Source organism: Methylobacterium mesophilicum SR1.6/6, from assembly GCF_000364445.2.
GTDB lineage: Bacteria > Pseudomonadota > Alphaproteobacteria > Rhizobiales > Beijerinckiaceae > Methylobacterium > Methylobacterium mesophilicum_A.
In genome coordinates this window covers 1,864,628-1,878,266 of record NZ_CP043538.1, presented here as the reverse complement: position 1 = coordinate 1,878,266, position 13,639 = coordinate 1,864,628, and the positions used below count along the sequence as shown (strand labels likewise).

Here is a 13,639-nt window from a genome sequence, read left to right as displayed (position 1 = left end):
CGATCAGTTCAGGTCGATGACCTTGCCGTTCATCTTGATCGGCGTGCTCGCCGTGTGGGTGTGGGTGTCGCCCTGCGGCGTGATGCTGCCGTCGCTCTTCATCACCAGACGGGCCTTGCCGACGACGATCTCCAGCTCATCGCCGACCTCGAGCCGGTACTTCGTCCCGATGCTCGTCCCCATCGTGGCGGTTTGGCTCACCCCGACGACGGTATTCTTCATCATCCCGACCTCCTCCGAAGAGGTCAGGCCGACTGTGCGGCTCATGTTCATGCTGACCGCGAGTTGCTTGTTCTGCGCGATCGTCTCGACGTGGTTGCCACCGCCATCGATCGCCTTGTCGTTCTCGATGCTCTCCGACTGGCCGTGGTCGACCCGCTTGCGCCGGTCGTGGCGCACCTTCACCCGCATGTCCTTCTGCGCGTGAACGAACACCTCCTCCCGGGCCTGCTCGTCCTCAAACCGCAGCTCGTTGAACCCCTCGCCCTTGTGCGTCTTCGGCTGGGCGTCGATATCGATGATGGTCGCGTCGATCAGCCGTGTGGTGAAGAAGTGCTCCTGCTTGCCGGCCGAGCTGGTGCGGAACCACTTGACCTCGACCTTGGTCAGCATCTCGCCCGAGGTCAGGGCGTTGTAGAGCAGCGGGGTCGCCTTGTTCAGCGGCGCGGTGAACTTGAACGGCAGGTGGACGCGCTGGCCGGAGGGCTGTCCGGACTGGGGGTCGCGCGGGATGGTGACGCGGTGGTCGATGGCCTGGACGAGGATCTCGTTCTCGTGGCCCTCCTGCCAGATGTTGCCGACGGAGGCTTCGGTGAAGGCGCCCTGGGTGATGTTGCCCTGGGTGGCGCCTTCGATCGAGATATAGGCGGGTGTCGGCATGGTCTCTCCCGGTGCGGTTGCGGCCGGCCCGGGTCGATCGACGGATCTTCCGGGTCGAGGGCGGGATGATCCCGCCGGCTGCGGCGCTGCGCGGGAGCCCATGGCAGTGTTCGTGCCACGATCATCCCCGGCGAACCGGTTTTATGCTCGATTACCCAAGCATCTGATCTTATGGGATGATCGTGTCTAGTTGGCGAATCCTCGTACCGGCGATCGACTGCAGGTGTAAAAGTTTGGCCAAAAATGGCCGAGGGCTTGGCCAAAGATGGCCGACCTTTTCAAGTGGGATAAGCTGCTGCGGCGACATAGTAATTCGATGCGGTTCGAACTGGTCTAGGTCCAGGGAGCGCCTAAGCTATTGAGAACACACGCACCGGGCGTTTGGCCAAAAATGGCCGCACCGTCCGGATGGTTGGTACGGGCGGCGGCCCTGCAGACGGGCAGGAATGCACCGCACAGGTTATCTGTCGGGTGGAGGGCTTACAGGGTCGGTCGCCTGCCCGGCGAGGGCTCACATGGTTCAGGACAGTCGACGCGCCGCGCTCCGTAGGCCGACGTTACGCGAATGTATGCTGAGGACGATGATCATACCTCAGCCTTTCGCCCGGTAGCAGATGGTCTGGCTTCGACTCATAGCTCATGACTGCCTGCCGCATTTGCTGGGCTTATGGGCGCTTTCTGCCTCAGGCAGGCTACTTCTTTGGCTGCGGCAATAACATTCCCGACGTCAAAACTTGTATGCTGCACTATTTTTGCGCGAATATTGATATGTTGCGCCATTTAAATTTAAATTATACGGATAAAATCCTGCCTTGACTAAAGCTTTTGGCCGCCCATGTCTTCTCGCGCAGAACTTGGCAACTGGATTGTTCCCTAAGTCTGAGATTAGTTCATTGTGTTATGCGATAAATTAACACCTCAGGCGCGCCAGATTTTGCAAAATTCGAGAAGTTTCTCCAAGAACGCTCGCAATCATTGGGTCATTCAATAAGGAGCTACATGATGATGTTTCTATCTCTGCGGCGCCCATTTCAAAGTCATCCGTTAATGTCTTTTACGAAGGAAGAAAAAAGATATCGAATTGGAAGTTCCGACATCATCGCGAATTCGCCGATCTCCAGACCCAAGATCAAGGCACAACCTTACACCGCAGCAGAGCGCTGCAGTTTTAAATATTAAAAGTCCCAATAATTCCGGAGAGCCACATACAAGCGCCCAAAACCAAGATATAGCTGCAGCAAATAGGCTATATTTGGTTTCGGCGCATGATGTAACCGACGAAGGAGGTATAAATCCAGGTCGATCTATAACTTTGCCGCCCATTTCAGTCGGTCCGGGCTCGGAGAACCCTGGCGATCCATCGAATGGCGGCGGATCCCCCCTGGAGGCAATGGGGGTGAATCCACACCTGGTGTTGGCGGAGGTGGTCAAGGGCCAACTCAAGTCGGAACCGGCGGAGATAGCTCACCCCAGTTCAGCGCATCACCGGTATCAGACTCTGATTATGCAAACGCGTTTACAAGCAATCCAAAGCAACTAGAATTTGGAGATCTCAATTTTGGTGCCGTAATCTTGAGTGGAAACGGCTACGGTCGAAACGCAGATAGGTCAATATATACGGACGGCATCATCGATTTTAAGACAGCGAAAGGCACCTTTCAGGCATCTCCCTCGACCCCTGGTACATATATCACAGCCAAACCTGTCACAAATCCAGATGGAACTGCCGGGATGGAATAACGGTTAATCGCGGCGCTTAGCCAAAGAAGCGCCCAGTCTTTTGAACAGGCTGAGCGCGTCCGCACAAGAGCATGACTTAGTGCGTCAAATCAGCGAGAAATTTGAAATGAAACTTGCCCCCGTATTTTTAAGCGCCGCGCTCATAACAACCGTTGCACTTGGCGACACAGTAGAAGTATACATTCCAAATACGAAAATTTCGGATGAAGATCTTGAATTAAGCACAAAATGGACAAAAGAGATATACAAAGATCGCCTTGTGATTACTTCGGGTGCAGGATTTGAAAATGAAAAAGAAGTCAAATGCTTCGCAAAGGAAGGGATTTACCGCACCTCTGATAGTGGCATTACTTTGAAACATGCAGGTCGAAGCTCTGACATATACGAGCATTATAATGTTGATCACCACAACAAATCGATAAACATAGTTTTCGGAGATGAAAATTGCAGATATAAAGTTACGGTGCAAAGAGAAGTGAAAATTGGAGACCACTGGCAAAATTCAAATCCTGCCAAATAAAACTGCCTTTTTGATAAGGTCATTTTGGCGATGCACTGAAGTTAGTAGGGCAAATAGATTCGATGACGCAGCTTAAACTATCGACCCGATCCGTCAGCCAAGCTAGCTCCTCGCTCGTAATCTCGTAGTGTGGTGCGTAGCGAGCTTCGACATAAGTGCGGTTGAGCCGGGCGAAACAGCGCCGCGCGAACTTCGTGTCGCGTGGCCATGCCGCGGTCGAACGGGCATTCAGGCTTTCGGCCTGCGAGCGCAAGCGGTCCAGGCGGTGCAGCTTTGGGCTGTAGAGCGTCAGCACCAGCAGGACACAGCGGTAGTGCCGCTCCGTCGCCTGATGCAGCTGGAAGGCGGCAAGGTGAGCTTGCCCCGCTCGCGGTAGAAGTCAGCTTCTGCATGAAGCTCGACGGTGTCGGGGAACCGGTGCTCGAAGTGCCGCCGCGCTTCCGCTTGGCGGTCTTATGTCAGAAAGTCGACGGGCAGAAGACCACCTAACCCAGTCGTAGGTCTTGGTCGTGTCCCGGGCGGTGGTGTATCTCGCCGGTAGCGAGAGAGCCCGCCAGCGCGCCGTTCACAGCGCTGTAGCAGGCGGGATCTCTCGCGGGGTGGTCATCGGCGGTTGCCGGGTAGGGTCGGGTTGCGAGCACCAACCTCGAACCCGAGAGACCCCCGATGACCGACGAGATGATGACCCTGCGCGGGCTGATGGAGAAGAGCGCCGACGCCGATCTGCTGCGCGAAATGATCGGCTTCAAGGCCGAGCGGCTGATGGAGTTGGAGGTCGGCGGCCTGACCGGCGCGGCCCACGGCGAGAAGAGCGCCGAGCAGCTGGTCCAGCGCAACGGCTATCGCGACCGTGACTGGCAGACGCGCGCCGGCACGGTCGAGCCGCGCATTCCGAAGCTGCGCAAGGGCAGCTACTTTCCGGGCTTCCTGGAACCGCGACGCATGGCCGAGAAGGCGCTCACGGCTTGTGATCCAGGAGGCCGACATTCAGGGCATCTCGACCCGGTCCGTGGACGACTTGGTCCAAGCCATGGGCGGCACCGGCGTGTCGAAGAGCCAAGTCAGCCGGCTCTGCCAGGAGATCGACGAGCGCGTGGGCGCGTTCCTCGACTGGCCCATCGAGGGCGGGTGGCCCTACCTCTGGATCGATGCGACCTACGGGAGGGTGCGCCAAGACGGCCGCATCGTCTCTGTCGCCGTGATCGTGGCAGTGGGTGTCAACGGCGACGGCCGTCGCGAGGTGCTCGGCATGGATGTCGGCCCCTCCGAAGCCGAGACATTCTGGACGGACTTTCTCCGCAAGCTCGCTCACCGGGGGCTGCGCGGCGTGAAGCTGGTCATCTCGGACGCGCACGAGGGCATCAAGGGTCAGTGGCCAAGGTCATGAACGCGACCTAGCAGCGCTGCCGTGTCCACTTCATGCGCAACGTGCTCGCCCATGCCGGGCGCAGCGGGCGGCGTGTCGTCTCCGCCTTCATCGCCACGGCGTTCGCCCAGGATGACGCCGAGGCGGCCCGGCTCCAGTGGCGGCGCGTCGCCGATCAACTCCGGCCCAAGGTCCCCAAGCTCGAAGCGCTGATGGACGAAGCCGAGCCGGACGTGCTGGCCTACATGGGCTTCCCGGCCGCACACCGGGTCAAGCTCCACAGCACGAACCCGCTGGAGCGCCTGAACAACGAGATTAAGCGCCGGACCAAGGTCGTCGGCATCTTCCCCAATGAGGCGGCCATCACCCGCCTTGTGGGCGCGATCCTGCTGGAACAGGACGGCGAATGGGCCGTTCAGCGAGCCCGTTACATCACTCTGGAAAGCATCGCCCTAATCGGCGATGATCCTCTCGTCAGCCTGCCCACCCTGGCAGCCTGATCCTCCCGGCCCAAGCCGGTGATCGTGGTGCCTCTCAGCGAGCTACACCACGCCAGGGGACACGACCGGCGACCCATCGCAAGGCCAAGGTAGTTCCGCGAATGGCTCGAAGCAGGCATCCGGTCTCCGCGGCCAGTCTCGACCCGAAGCAGGATCGAGCGAATTCGGTCTGGCCAGCGTGCAATCCGCCGATGTCGCCAGCCTCAAGGGCGTGGCGGACGGACAGCGCGAAGGTTATGGGATTGCGCAGATCGGCTCCCAGGGGGCACGCGCTATCGACGCATCAGCGCTTACCCAATCGATTTTCCACCACGCCAAGCGACAAAAGGACCTCTTGGAGATTCATTCCCAGTGAAGACAAATTCATCCGGTCATTATTCTCCACACAGCAACGCAAGCGATGCGGTTCGGTCCATTCAAGACGATGTCGACGACATATGCTGCAAATTTACATGAATCGATAGCATCAGTATCAAAATATTAAAAAAAATATCTAATAATCGCCTTAGCAGCATTAGTTATGATCATTGGCAATGAGGTTGCTTTAGTCTACCCTAAGCGGTGTGTGGCGCAGTAGCAAATACGCAACACGATTGACAATGGACCTCATCTCGGCGACTCATATCACGAATCCGTGAGCGACGGCGTGAAGAATGATGACGGTTGAGTTTTGTGAGAAATGGCTCTCCGATTTTTGGGAAAGCGCCAATAAATCCAATCTAAAAATTCCATTCTACCTTGCAGCGCATCTAAGGCTGACCCTGCAGGCCGTAAGATGCATGTATAGACTTCCGCCCCTACAAGCCTCCTTGAGTGACGGCCCTGAAGGGATCGCCATCAGAGAATCATTAGAGCGGATTTGCTTGGCAAAATTATTTCGCTTGGGCAAAACAGGAGCCTGCGTCCTGTCGATACCCCCGATCTCATCTGAATATAGCTTGGGCTCAAGCAAGCAAACGCTTCGCAGAAAAGTGCGTTCTGCATTGAAATCAGGCGTCACATGTCGAGAAGTTACTGATTTAAAGCAGCAGAAATATCTGTCTGAGTTAGTCAATCGGGCAGAAAGAAATAATTGCAGTCAACTTCACCGGAATGATCGCGCGGATTGCGTCGCACTGGTAGGATTTGGTTTGTGGACCGCAGCATTCGACGAGAATGGTGAGCCACTAACGGTTGCCATTACACCGACCGACGGGGAATTTGCTCTTCTCCAGAAATTCATTTCCCTTGGAAAGGCCCAACAGCATTCAGATGCTCGATATATACTTCATCAAGCCGTAGTTGAGCGACTGTCCAATCATAAGGTGCGGTATTTGGTTGACACGCGCAGCCCGGCAGAATTGCCAAATGGGCTGAGACATTTCCAGCGGATGCTTGGGTTTCGTATTTCACGAATACACCTATCGCGTGCATCAAGCGTCTATAGTCGCTCTCGCGCGACACGAGCCGTGCGCCTAGCGACGCTTGCGTCGCACTCCGCTAAATTCACCACGTCATGCGGGCTCCTCTATGCGAATACGATGACTGCTGTTTTGTGACGATGACAGGCCTGGAACGCGCAGCAGCGCTTTTGGCCGCGCCACGGCATTTAATGCTTTCCCACTCGGAAGGTTCTGATCCCCCTCGTGAGCCCTGGACTAAAGTTCGCCTCGGGTAACTCCTCAGGCCATCCGCATCTCGGCAGCCGACACCCCAGAGCGAACGTAGCCGCGAAGCGCGTTTGATCACGAGCCGAAGTTGCCGGACACCTGACGAGCGGCTGCTTTGAAGGAGCACTCTCGTCGCGCTAGGCGGCTGGCATAAGTCGCCTGCGGAACGTCTGCTTATGCCACCCATCTCCGGAGCATCGGTTCGGGTGTCTCCTCGCCTTGTCGGCATGAGCCGGCGAGGAGACAGACAATGGGACACGCTGCAGATGATCCGCCACGAAAGGACGGCTGGCCTGGAACGCGGGCCGCAAGCTCGGCGCTAAGCGCCCCCTCAAGCCTCAGCAGGTCTGGGCCATCCGGTTCTGGCTCGACCGCGAACAGGGCATGCGCGATCGGGCGATGCTCGACCTTGCCATTGATAGTAAGCTGCGAGGTTGCGATCTCGTCACGCTCAGGATCGGCGACCTCGGCAGCAGCGGTTGTGTCCGTAGTCGGGCCATGGCGGCGTTGGCTGCGGTCTCGTTGATGAACACGAGGCGATCCGGGTCGAGGGCGGGTTCGCCCTCGACCCGGATCGCGCGCAGCTCTCATGTCCTCCCGGTCCTGCTCGGCCGCGTGGCCCGTACTTTGTTTCGCGAAATGCCGTGGCGCCTGCAGGAGCGCGAGAGGCTACTCTGGGCCACGCAGATGCCATGCTCGGCCAGAGCCGCACGGAGTTCGTGGCAGGTCGATGCCGGGCTGCGCCTCGTAGAGGGAGACGATCGGAGCGGCCTGCACCTTGATCCGGTGCGAGCGCTGATCGCCGCCCATCGGGTTGGACGCGACGTGGCCCTCACGGGCGAAGCGCTCACACCACCGACTGGCGCTCTCCTTCGCCGACCAACCCTTCACCTCGCCAGCCGTTTCATCACGCTCGGATGGTGCCCTAGCGGTCCAGATGCTTGTCGAAGAAGCGCGCGATCTCTTCGAACACCGCCCGCGTCTCCGGCGCGGTGTCGTCCCGGATATACTGGGCGTGGGACTGCCCTTCCCCGACCTGAAGGAAGGCCTCCACGCCGGCCTCGCGCAGCTTGCGATGCACGCGCACGGTGTTCGAGAGCAGCAGATCGCGGGTACCGGTGGTCAGGATGGCGGGTGGAAAGCCCTTGAAGTCGCCGTAGACGGGCGAGAGCATCGGGTCCTTGAGGTCGTGACCGTCCGCATAGACCTTGGCGCCGTCGTCGCAGAAGCCGTCCGGCGAGACGAGCACGTTGTCGAGCATGGCGTTCGTCACGAAGCTGTCGCCGACCTTGGTGGTGTCCGACATCGGCGTGCCGGGTGCGATGGCGGCGGGGAGCGGCAGCCCCTCACGCTTCGCCCGCAGCACCAGGGCGAGGGTCAGTGCGCCGCCGGCCGAGGTGCCGAAGATCGCGGTCTTGCGCGGGTCCGTCGTCCGCGTCACGGCCTTCCAGACCGTCATGGCGTCGTCGTGGGCGGCCGGATAGACGGCCTCCGGCGGCATGCGGTAGTCGACCGAGACCACCTTGAAATGGCCGAACCCGGCCATGAACAGCGCCTCCGGCAGGCCGGCCTCGCCGGGGTTGAGCACGTAGCAGCCGCTGTGGACGTGGACGAGGACCCGGTCGCGGTTCTCCGGCGGGACGACCTCGGGGGTCACGATGAAGGCCCGCACCCCGTCGATCGTCGCGCGCTCGACCTTGACGTGCAGGCGCTCGATCATGCCGGGGACGAGCTTCCGGAGCGCCTCGGCACCGGCCTCGGCGACGGGCTTCCAGGCCGCGCCGTCCTTCGGGTGGATGTCCCAGTTCGTCCGCAGCGGCATGCCGATGATCTTGCCCATCTGCGGGCTGACATCGGCGGGCACCGGCACGGACTTGGCCGGAACCTGCAGCGGCGCGGCCTGCTGCTGCGCCGCGGCGGGCCCGGCGGCGAGCGCCGTCAGAGCCGCGCCGAGCGCGATCGCCGTCTGTCCGATCATCGCCTGATCCCTCGCTGTCTCAGCGGGCGCACGGCGCGCCCGCGTCCAGGAAATCCCGGACCGTCCGGTTCATAAACTCCACGTCCGCGGCCTTGGTCGCCGTGGCCGTGGTGTGGCCCTGCACGGACGGCACGGCGACGACGCTCGCCTGCGGGATGAAGGCGCCGGCCTCGCGCGCCTCCTCGACCGGATTGTACAGGTCGAGGTTGCCGCCGGTGAGGATCAGCGTGCGGGCCCGGATCGCGGCGAGCGCCTTCCGGACATCGCCGCCGAAGCCGGGGGTCTGGCCGATATCGTGGCGGTCGTAGGCCCAGGTCTGGGCAATCCAGTCGTTGGCGTCGAAGCCGGCCTTCAGCACCGCCTCCTCCTGGGCGCGCATCCAGGGCAGGATCTCGAGAGGCTGCGGAGCGATGCGGCGCAGGGCCTCCGGCGTCCGGGCGGCCAGCACCTGCAGGATGTCGGCGCGGAGCCGCCAGCCCTGCTCGGGCTGCCGGTCGTAGGCGCCGTCCTTGAAGGCGGGGTCGAGCATCAGCGCCTTGCGGGTCGCCTCGTTGACGGCGATCGACCACGGGGCGGTGCGCGCCATCGGGGTGAGCGCCACCAGGGCGTCCATGAAGCCCGGGTGGCTCACGCCCCATTGCAAAGCCTGCATGCCGCCCATCGAGGCGCCCGCCACCGCCACCAGATGGGTGATCCCGAGGCGGTCGAGGAGCCGCTTCTGGCTCTCCACCATGTCGCGGATGGTGAAGTGTGGGAAGGCGGTGCCGTGCTGGCTCGCGCTGTTGCTCGGGCTCGTGGACAGGCCGTTGCCGATCGCGTCGGTGGCGATGACGAAGTACTTGTCGGTGTCGAGGCCCTTGCCGGGACCGATGAGGAAGTCGATCCGGTGATGGTTGCCGCCAATCGCCGTCGTCATCAGGATCGCGTTGGACTTGTCGGCGTTCAGCGTCCCGTGGGTGACGTAGGAGATCGCGAAGTCCCGGATGGTCTCGCCGCTCTCCAGGGGCAGGTCGCCGAGCGGCTCCAGCCGATGCGGCGGGTCGTTCGGTCCGTGCGCCGCGGAGGGCGACAGGCCGGCGACCAACAGGGCGGCGGCCAGGACCCAGCCCAGAGGCCTGCGGTGTGGTGTGCGCATCGGAAGTCTCGCCTTCGAACGTGTTGATGCGTCCCGCGGGCCGAACCCCGCCACCGTTCCGGAGCGCCGCGCGGCGCCGGGACGGCAAAAGCCCGTGGCGGCGCTCAGGCGATCGGGCGCGGCACCGCGCTGCGTGCCCCGGAACCCGCGCCGTCCTCGGCCGGCGCGAGGCCGGGCTCCAGGCTCTCCAGGCTCTGGCGGCGCGGCTCGACGCCGAACACGGCGACCGCCACGATCTGAATGGCCAGGAGCCCGATCATCAGGCCGGTCACGCCCGCGATGCCGTAGGCCTCGAACAAGCTCACGACCAGGAAGGGCGTCACGATCGTCGCCCCGCGCCCGACCGTGTTGCACAGGCCCGACGCCCGCAGCCGCACCTCAGTGGGGAACAACTCGGGGATGTAGATCCCGAAGAGCAGCGCCACCAGCACGTAGATCGGCACCGTCAGGCCGAAGCCGACGAGCGGCAGCAGGACCGGATCCGACGTCATCGGGTAGAGGATGCCGAACAGGATGGCGGCCGCCGAGGCGCCGATGATCGTCGGCTTCCGGCCCCAGCGGTCGGCGGTCAGCGCGCCGATGGCGCTCCCCACCGGCGCTCCGAGGCCCATCAGCAGCGCGTAGCCGAAGGAGGTCGCCACCGAGAGGCCCTGCCGGATGAAGAAGGTCGGCAGCCACGTCACGAAGCCGTAGAGCAGCGTGTTGATCACCACGAGGCACAGGCAGCCCAGCAGAAGCCGCGACAGCAGCGGCGGCCGGAACAGGGCGGCGAGACCGAGCTGCGGCACCGGCGCCAGCGCGGCGGCCGGTGGCAGGGGCGCACCGCGGGCGGCCTCCGCCTCGATGGTGCGCATCAGCGCCTCGGCCTCGGCGTGGCGGCCCACGGCCTCGAGCCAGCGCGGCGACTCAGGCAGGCTCTTGCGGGCGTACCAGACGGCCAAGGCCCCGAGGCCGCCCAGCGCGAACATCGCCCGCCAGCCGAAGACCGGGATCACGAGGTATCCGACGAGCGAGGCCGCCGGCAGGCCCGTCACCACGAACACCGCCATCAGGCCGAGGAAGCGCCCCCGCGCCCGGGCCGGGACGAACTCGGCCATGGTCGAGTAGCCGACCACGTTCTCCGCCCCGAGGCCGACGCCCATGATGAAGCGCAGGATGATCAGGACCGTCATGTTCGGCGCGAAGGCGGCGCCGATGGCGGCGAGGCCGAAGACCAGGAGGTTGGCCTGATAGGTGAAGCGCCGGCCGTAGCGGTCGCCGAAGAAGCCCGTGAGGAACGAGCCGGCCATCATGCCCACGAAGGTCGCCGAGACGAACCACGCGTTCTGCGGCAGGGTCGAGAAGCCGCTCTTCAGCGTCGAGCCCAGCACGGTGGCGGCGATGTAGATGTCGAAGCCGTCGAAGAACATGCCGATCCCGATCAGCCACATGATGCGGCGGTGGAACGGGCCGATCGGCAGGCGGTCGAGGCGGCCTCCGGCGTTGACCGCCGGGCTCACGGTTTCGGACATAGGGCGTTTCCCTCCGGAATGCGGAACCGGCGCGGAAGAGGTGTCCGTCTGGCGCGGACGTGTCCTCCCCCCACGCCGTCGGATCGTCAGTTCAGGCGGCGCTGGCCGGCCGTGTCGCGGTACCAGTCGAAGGGCCCGTCGCCGGTGGCGACCATGATGCTCTTCACGTCGAAATGGTCGTTGAAGCTCTCGATGCCGCACTCGCGGCCGAGCCCGCTGTCGCCCACGCCGCCCCAGGGCGAGGCCGGGTCGAGGCGGTGATGGTCGTTGATCCAGACGATGCCGGCCTTGACCGCGTGGGCCACCCGGTGGGCGCGGGCGACGTCGCGGGTGCGGACCGCCGCCGCGAGGCCGAAGGGCGAGTCGTTGGCGAGCCGGAGCGCGTCGGCCTCGTCCTCGAAGCGGGTGACGCTGGTGAAGGGCCCGAACACCTCCTCCTGGAAGATGCGCATGTCGGCGGTGACGTCGGCGAACACCGTGGGCTCCACGAAGTAGCCGCCCTCGAAGCCCGGCACCCGGGCCGCCTGCCCGCCCGCGACCGCGCGGGCGCCTTGGTCGCGGCCGTATCCGGCGTAGGCCAGCACACGGTCGCGCTGGCGCTCGGAGATCACCGGCCCGAGCTGGGTCGCCGGGTCGAAGGGGTCGCCGAGGCGGATCGCGGCGGTCTTGGCGGCGAGCCGCTCCACGAACTCGTCGTAGATCGAGGCCTGGACGAGGTGGCGGCTGCCGCACACGCAGGTCTGGCCGGCGCCGATGAAGGCGCCGAAGGCGGCGTAGTTCACCGCCCGCTCGACATCGAAATCGTCGAACACCATCACGGGGGTCTTGCCACCGAGCTCCATGGTCTGGTGGGCGAAGACCTTCGCGGCGGCCGAGCCGGCGATCCGGCCGGCCTCGGTGCCGCCGGTAAGCACGAGCTTGTTGATGTCAGGGTGCTCGGCGAGCGCCTTGCCGGTGGAGGCGCCGAGCCCCAGCACGATGTTGAACACACCCGGCGGCAGGCCGGCCTCGGTGAAGATCTGCGCGAGCTTCAGGGTGGTCAGCGGGGTGTACTCGGACGGCTTGACGACCGTCGTGCAGCCGGTGGCGAGCACCACCGCCAGGGACTTGCACAGGATCATCAGCGGGTGGTTGAACGGGGTGCAGTTCGCCACCACGCCGATCGGCGTGCGGCGGGTGTAATTGAGGTAGTTGCCCTCGACCGGGATCACGTCGTCCCGCCGCGCCAGCGCCACGCCCGCGAAGTAGCGGAAGAAGTCCGGCAGCCGCGACAGCTGCGCCCGGGTCTCGTTGACCGGCCGGCCGTTGTTGGTGGTCTCCAGCCGGTAGAGCGTGTCGAGGTTGGCCTCGAAGGCGTCCGCGAGCCGGTTCACCAGGCGCGCGCGGGCCCGGATGTCCATGCCGCCCCAGTCCTTGCCCTCGAAGGCGGCGCGGGCCGAGCGCATCGCCCGGTCGACATCGGGCGGCCCCGAGTTCGGGATGCGGGCGATGACCGCGCCCGTGGCCGGGTTGCGCACGTCGATCAGCGTGCCGTCCCCGGCCTCGACCTCGCGCCCGTCGATGAAGTTGCCCCGGGTCTCGATCGCCGGTGCCGGCTCGCGCATGTTCATGGCGTCTCTCCCGTCTCGCGTCGCGCCGCGCGGCCGGCCCGCGGGCCCCGCCGGCGCTGGTTCAGAGGATGACCGCGCTGCGCTCCAGCGCGGTCAGGATGCGGCGCTCGGCCTGGGCGACGTGCGCGCGCACGAGGCCCCGCGCCCCGCGCCCGTCGCGACGCTGCACGGCGTCGATGATGGCGGCGTGCTCGTCCACGAGCTGCGCCGGATCGCGCCCGCGGATGCCGTCGAGGCTGACCCGGACGAGCCGGTCGGCCTGCTCGACGAGGTCGCGCACGGTGGCGGCCATGCGCCGGTTCCCAGAGGCCTCGGCCAGGGCGATGTGGAAGGCGCGGTTCTCGGCGATGAAGTCGGCCCCCTCGGCGACCGTGCGGAAGGCGTCGAGGGCGTCGAGGACGGCCTGAGGCGCGTCGGCCGCCGCCTCGGCCGCGCAGGCCGGCTCCAGCGCGAGGCGCATGCGGAGCAGATCGCGCGCGTCGGAGACGGAAATCGCGTTGATCTGATATCCCTGGCGTGCGTGAACCGTCACGAGTCGCTCGCGCTCCAGGCGCAGCAACGCCTCGCGGACCGGCTGGCGGCTCACGGCATAGCGCTGGGCCAGTTCCTGCTCGCGGATCTCCGCGCCCGGCCGCAGCGTGCAGGCCAGGATGTCGGCGCGGATCGCCGCGTAGATGTTGTCTCGGAGCAGCACAGATCGCCTTTCAGTTGATCCATGCTGCCATCCGTGAAATATCACGTCAACCGAGTT

Annotated in this window: 9 protein-coding genes and 3 pseudogenes; 4 read left to right on the top strand and 8 right to left on the bottom strand. The window is 63.9% G+C overall.

The annotated features are described in order from the left end of the window. Positions 1-3 precede the first annotated feature (3 nt). Positions 4-879 (bottom strand): type VI secretion system tube protein TssD, encoded by an 876-nt coding sequence (gene tssD / locus MMSR116_RS32215; RefSeq protein WP_010684752.1) that lies wholly within the window; start codon positions 877-879, stop codon positions 4-6. Between the two features lie 1,819 nt (positions 880-2,698). Between tssD and MMSR116_RS08760 the strand changes: the two genes are divergently transcribed. Further along, the gene (locus MMSR116_RS08760; RefSeq protein ID WP_158168642.1) at positions 2,699-3,139 is read left to right on the top strand and encodes a hypothetical protein; all 441 of its coding nucleotides are present in this window, start codon (positions 2,699-2,701) and stop codon (positions 3,137-3,139) included. Positions 3,140-3,158: 19 nt separating this feature from the next. On the opposite strand, the gene MMSR116_RS08755 is transcribed toward MMSR116_RS08760, so the two are convergent. Beyond that, complete coding sequence (locus tag MMSR116_RS08755; protein ID WP_083920257.1) at positions 3,159-3,476, bottom strand: HEPN domain-containing protein; 318 nt, start codon at positions 3,474-3,476, stop codon at positions 3,159-3,161. Positions 3,477-3,805: 329 nt separating this feature from the next. Here MMSR116_RS08755 and MMSR116_RS08750 point away from each other — a divergent pair. From MMSR116_RS08750 to MMSR116_RS31815, 3 genes and pseudogenes are all read left to right on the top strand, one after another. After that, positions 3,806-5,005: pseudogene (locus MMSR116_RS08750) on the top strand (IS256 family transposase). Positions 5,006-5,658: 653 nt separating this feature from the next. After that, positions 5,659-6,543, top strand: a complete 885-nt coding sequence (locus MMSR116_RS08745) for a hypothetical protein (protein WP_158168641.1) — start codon at positions 5,659-5,661, stop codon at positions 6,541-6,543. Between the two features lie 361 nt (positions 6,544-6,904). After that, positions 6,905-7,155 (top strand): annotated as a pseudogene (locus MMSR116_RS31815) (integrase); the annotation flags it as partial. On the opposite strand, the pseudogene MMSR116_RS08735 reads toward MMSR116_RS31815, so the two are convergent. The 6 genes and pseudogenes from MMSR116_RS08735 to MMSR116_RS08710 all read right to left on the bottom strand — a co-directional run. Beyond that, positions 7,146-7,521: pseudogene (locus tag MMSR116_RS08735) on the bottom strand (IS630 family transposase); the annotation flags it as partial. The pseudogenes MMSR116_RS31815 and MMSR116_RS08735 overlap by 10 nt on opposite strands. Positions 7,522-7,579: 58 nt before the next feature. Beyond that, positions 7,580-8,632, bottom strand: a complete 1,053-nt coding sequence (locus tag MMSR116_RS08730; RefSeq protein WP_010684743.1) for an alpha/beta hydrolase — start codon at positions 8,630-8,632, stop codon at positions 7,580-7,582. A 19-nt stretch (positions 8,633-8,651) separates the two neighbouring features. After that, positions 8,652-9,767 (bottom strand): alpha/beta fold hydrolase, encoded by a 1,116-nt coding sequence (locus tag MMSR116_RS08725; protein ID WP_010684742.1) that lies wholly within the window; start codon positions 9,765-9,767, stop codon positions 8,652-8,654. 104 nt (positions 9,768-9,871) lie between these two features. Continuing rightward, positions 9,872-11,278: an MFS transporter gene (locus MMSR116_RS08720; protein WP_010684741.1), complete on the bottom strand. Its 1,407-nt coding sequence runs from the start codon at positions 11,276-11,278 to the stop codon at positions 9,872-9,874. 86 nt (positions 11,279-11,364) lie between these two features. Continuing rightward, positions 11,365-12,888: an aldehyde dehydrogenase gene (locus MMSR116_RS08715; RefSeq protein WP_010684740.1), complete on the bottom strand. Its 1,524-nt coding sequence runs from the start codon at positions 12,886-12,888 to the stop codon at positions 11,365-11,367. Between the two features lie 61 nt (positions 12,889-12,949). Beyond that, positions 12,950-13,582, bottom strand: coding sequence for a GntR family transcriptional regulator (locus tag MMSR116_RS08710; RefSeq protein ID WP_010684739.1), 633 nt, complete (start codon positions 13,580-13,582; stop codon positions 12,950-12,952). Positions 13,583-13,639: the final 57 nt, after the last annotated feature.

Bases quoted from the DNA above. Each gene is read 5' to 3' on its own strand.
- tssD (WP_010684752.1), bottom strand. From the start codon at position 879: ATGCCGACACCCGCCTATATCTCGATCGAAGGCGCCACCCAGGGCAAC.
- MMSR116_RS08745 (WP_158168641.1), top strand. From the start codon at position 5,659: ATGATGACGGTTGAGTTTTGTGAGAAATGGCTCTCCGATTTTTGGGAA.
- MMSR116_RS08730 (WP_010684743.1), bottom strand. From the start codon at position 8,632: ATGATCGGACAGACGGCGATCGCGCTCGGCGCGGCTCTGACGGCGCTC.
- MMSR116_RS08725 (WP_010684742.1), bottom strand. From the start codon at position 9,767: ATGCGCACACCACACCGCAGGCCTCTGGGCTGGGTCCTGGCCGCCGCC.
- MMSR116_RS08720 (WP_010684741.1), bottom strand. From the start codon at position 11,278: ATGTCCGAAACCGTGAGCCCGGCGGTCAACGCCGGAGGCCGCCTCGAC.
- MMSR116_RS08715 (WP_010684740.1), bottom strand. From the start codon at position 12,888: ATGAACATGCGCGAGCCGGCACCGGCGATCGAGACCCGGGGCAACTTC.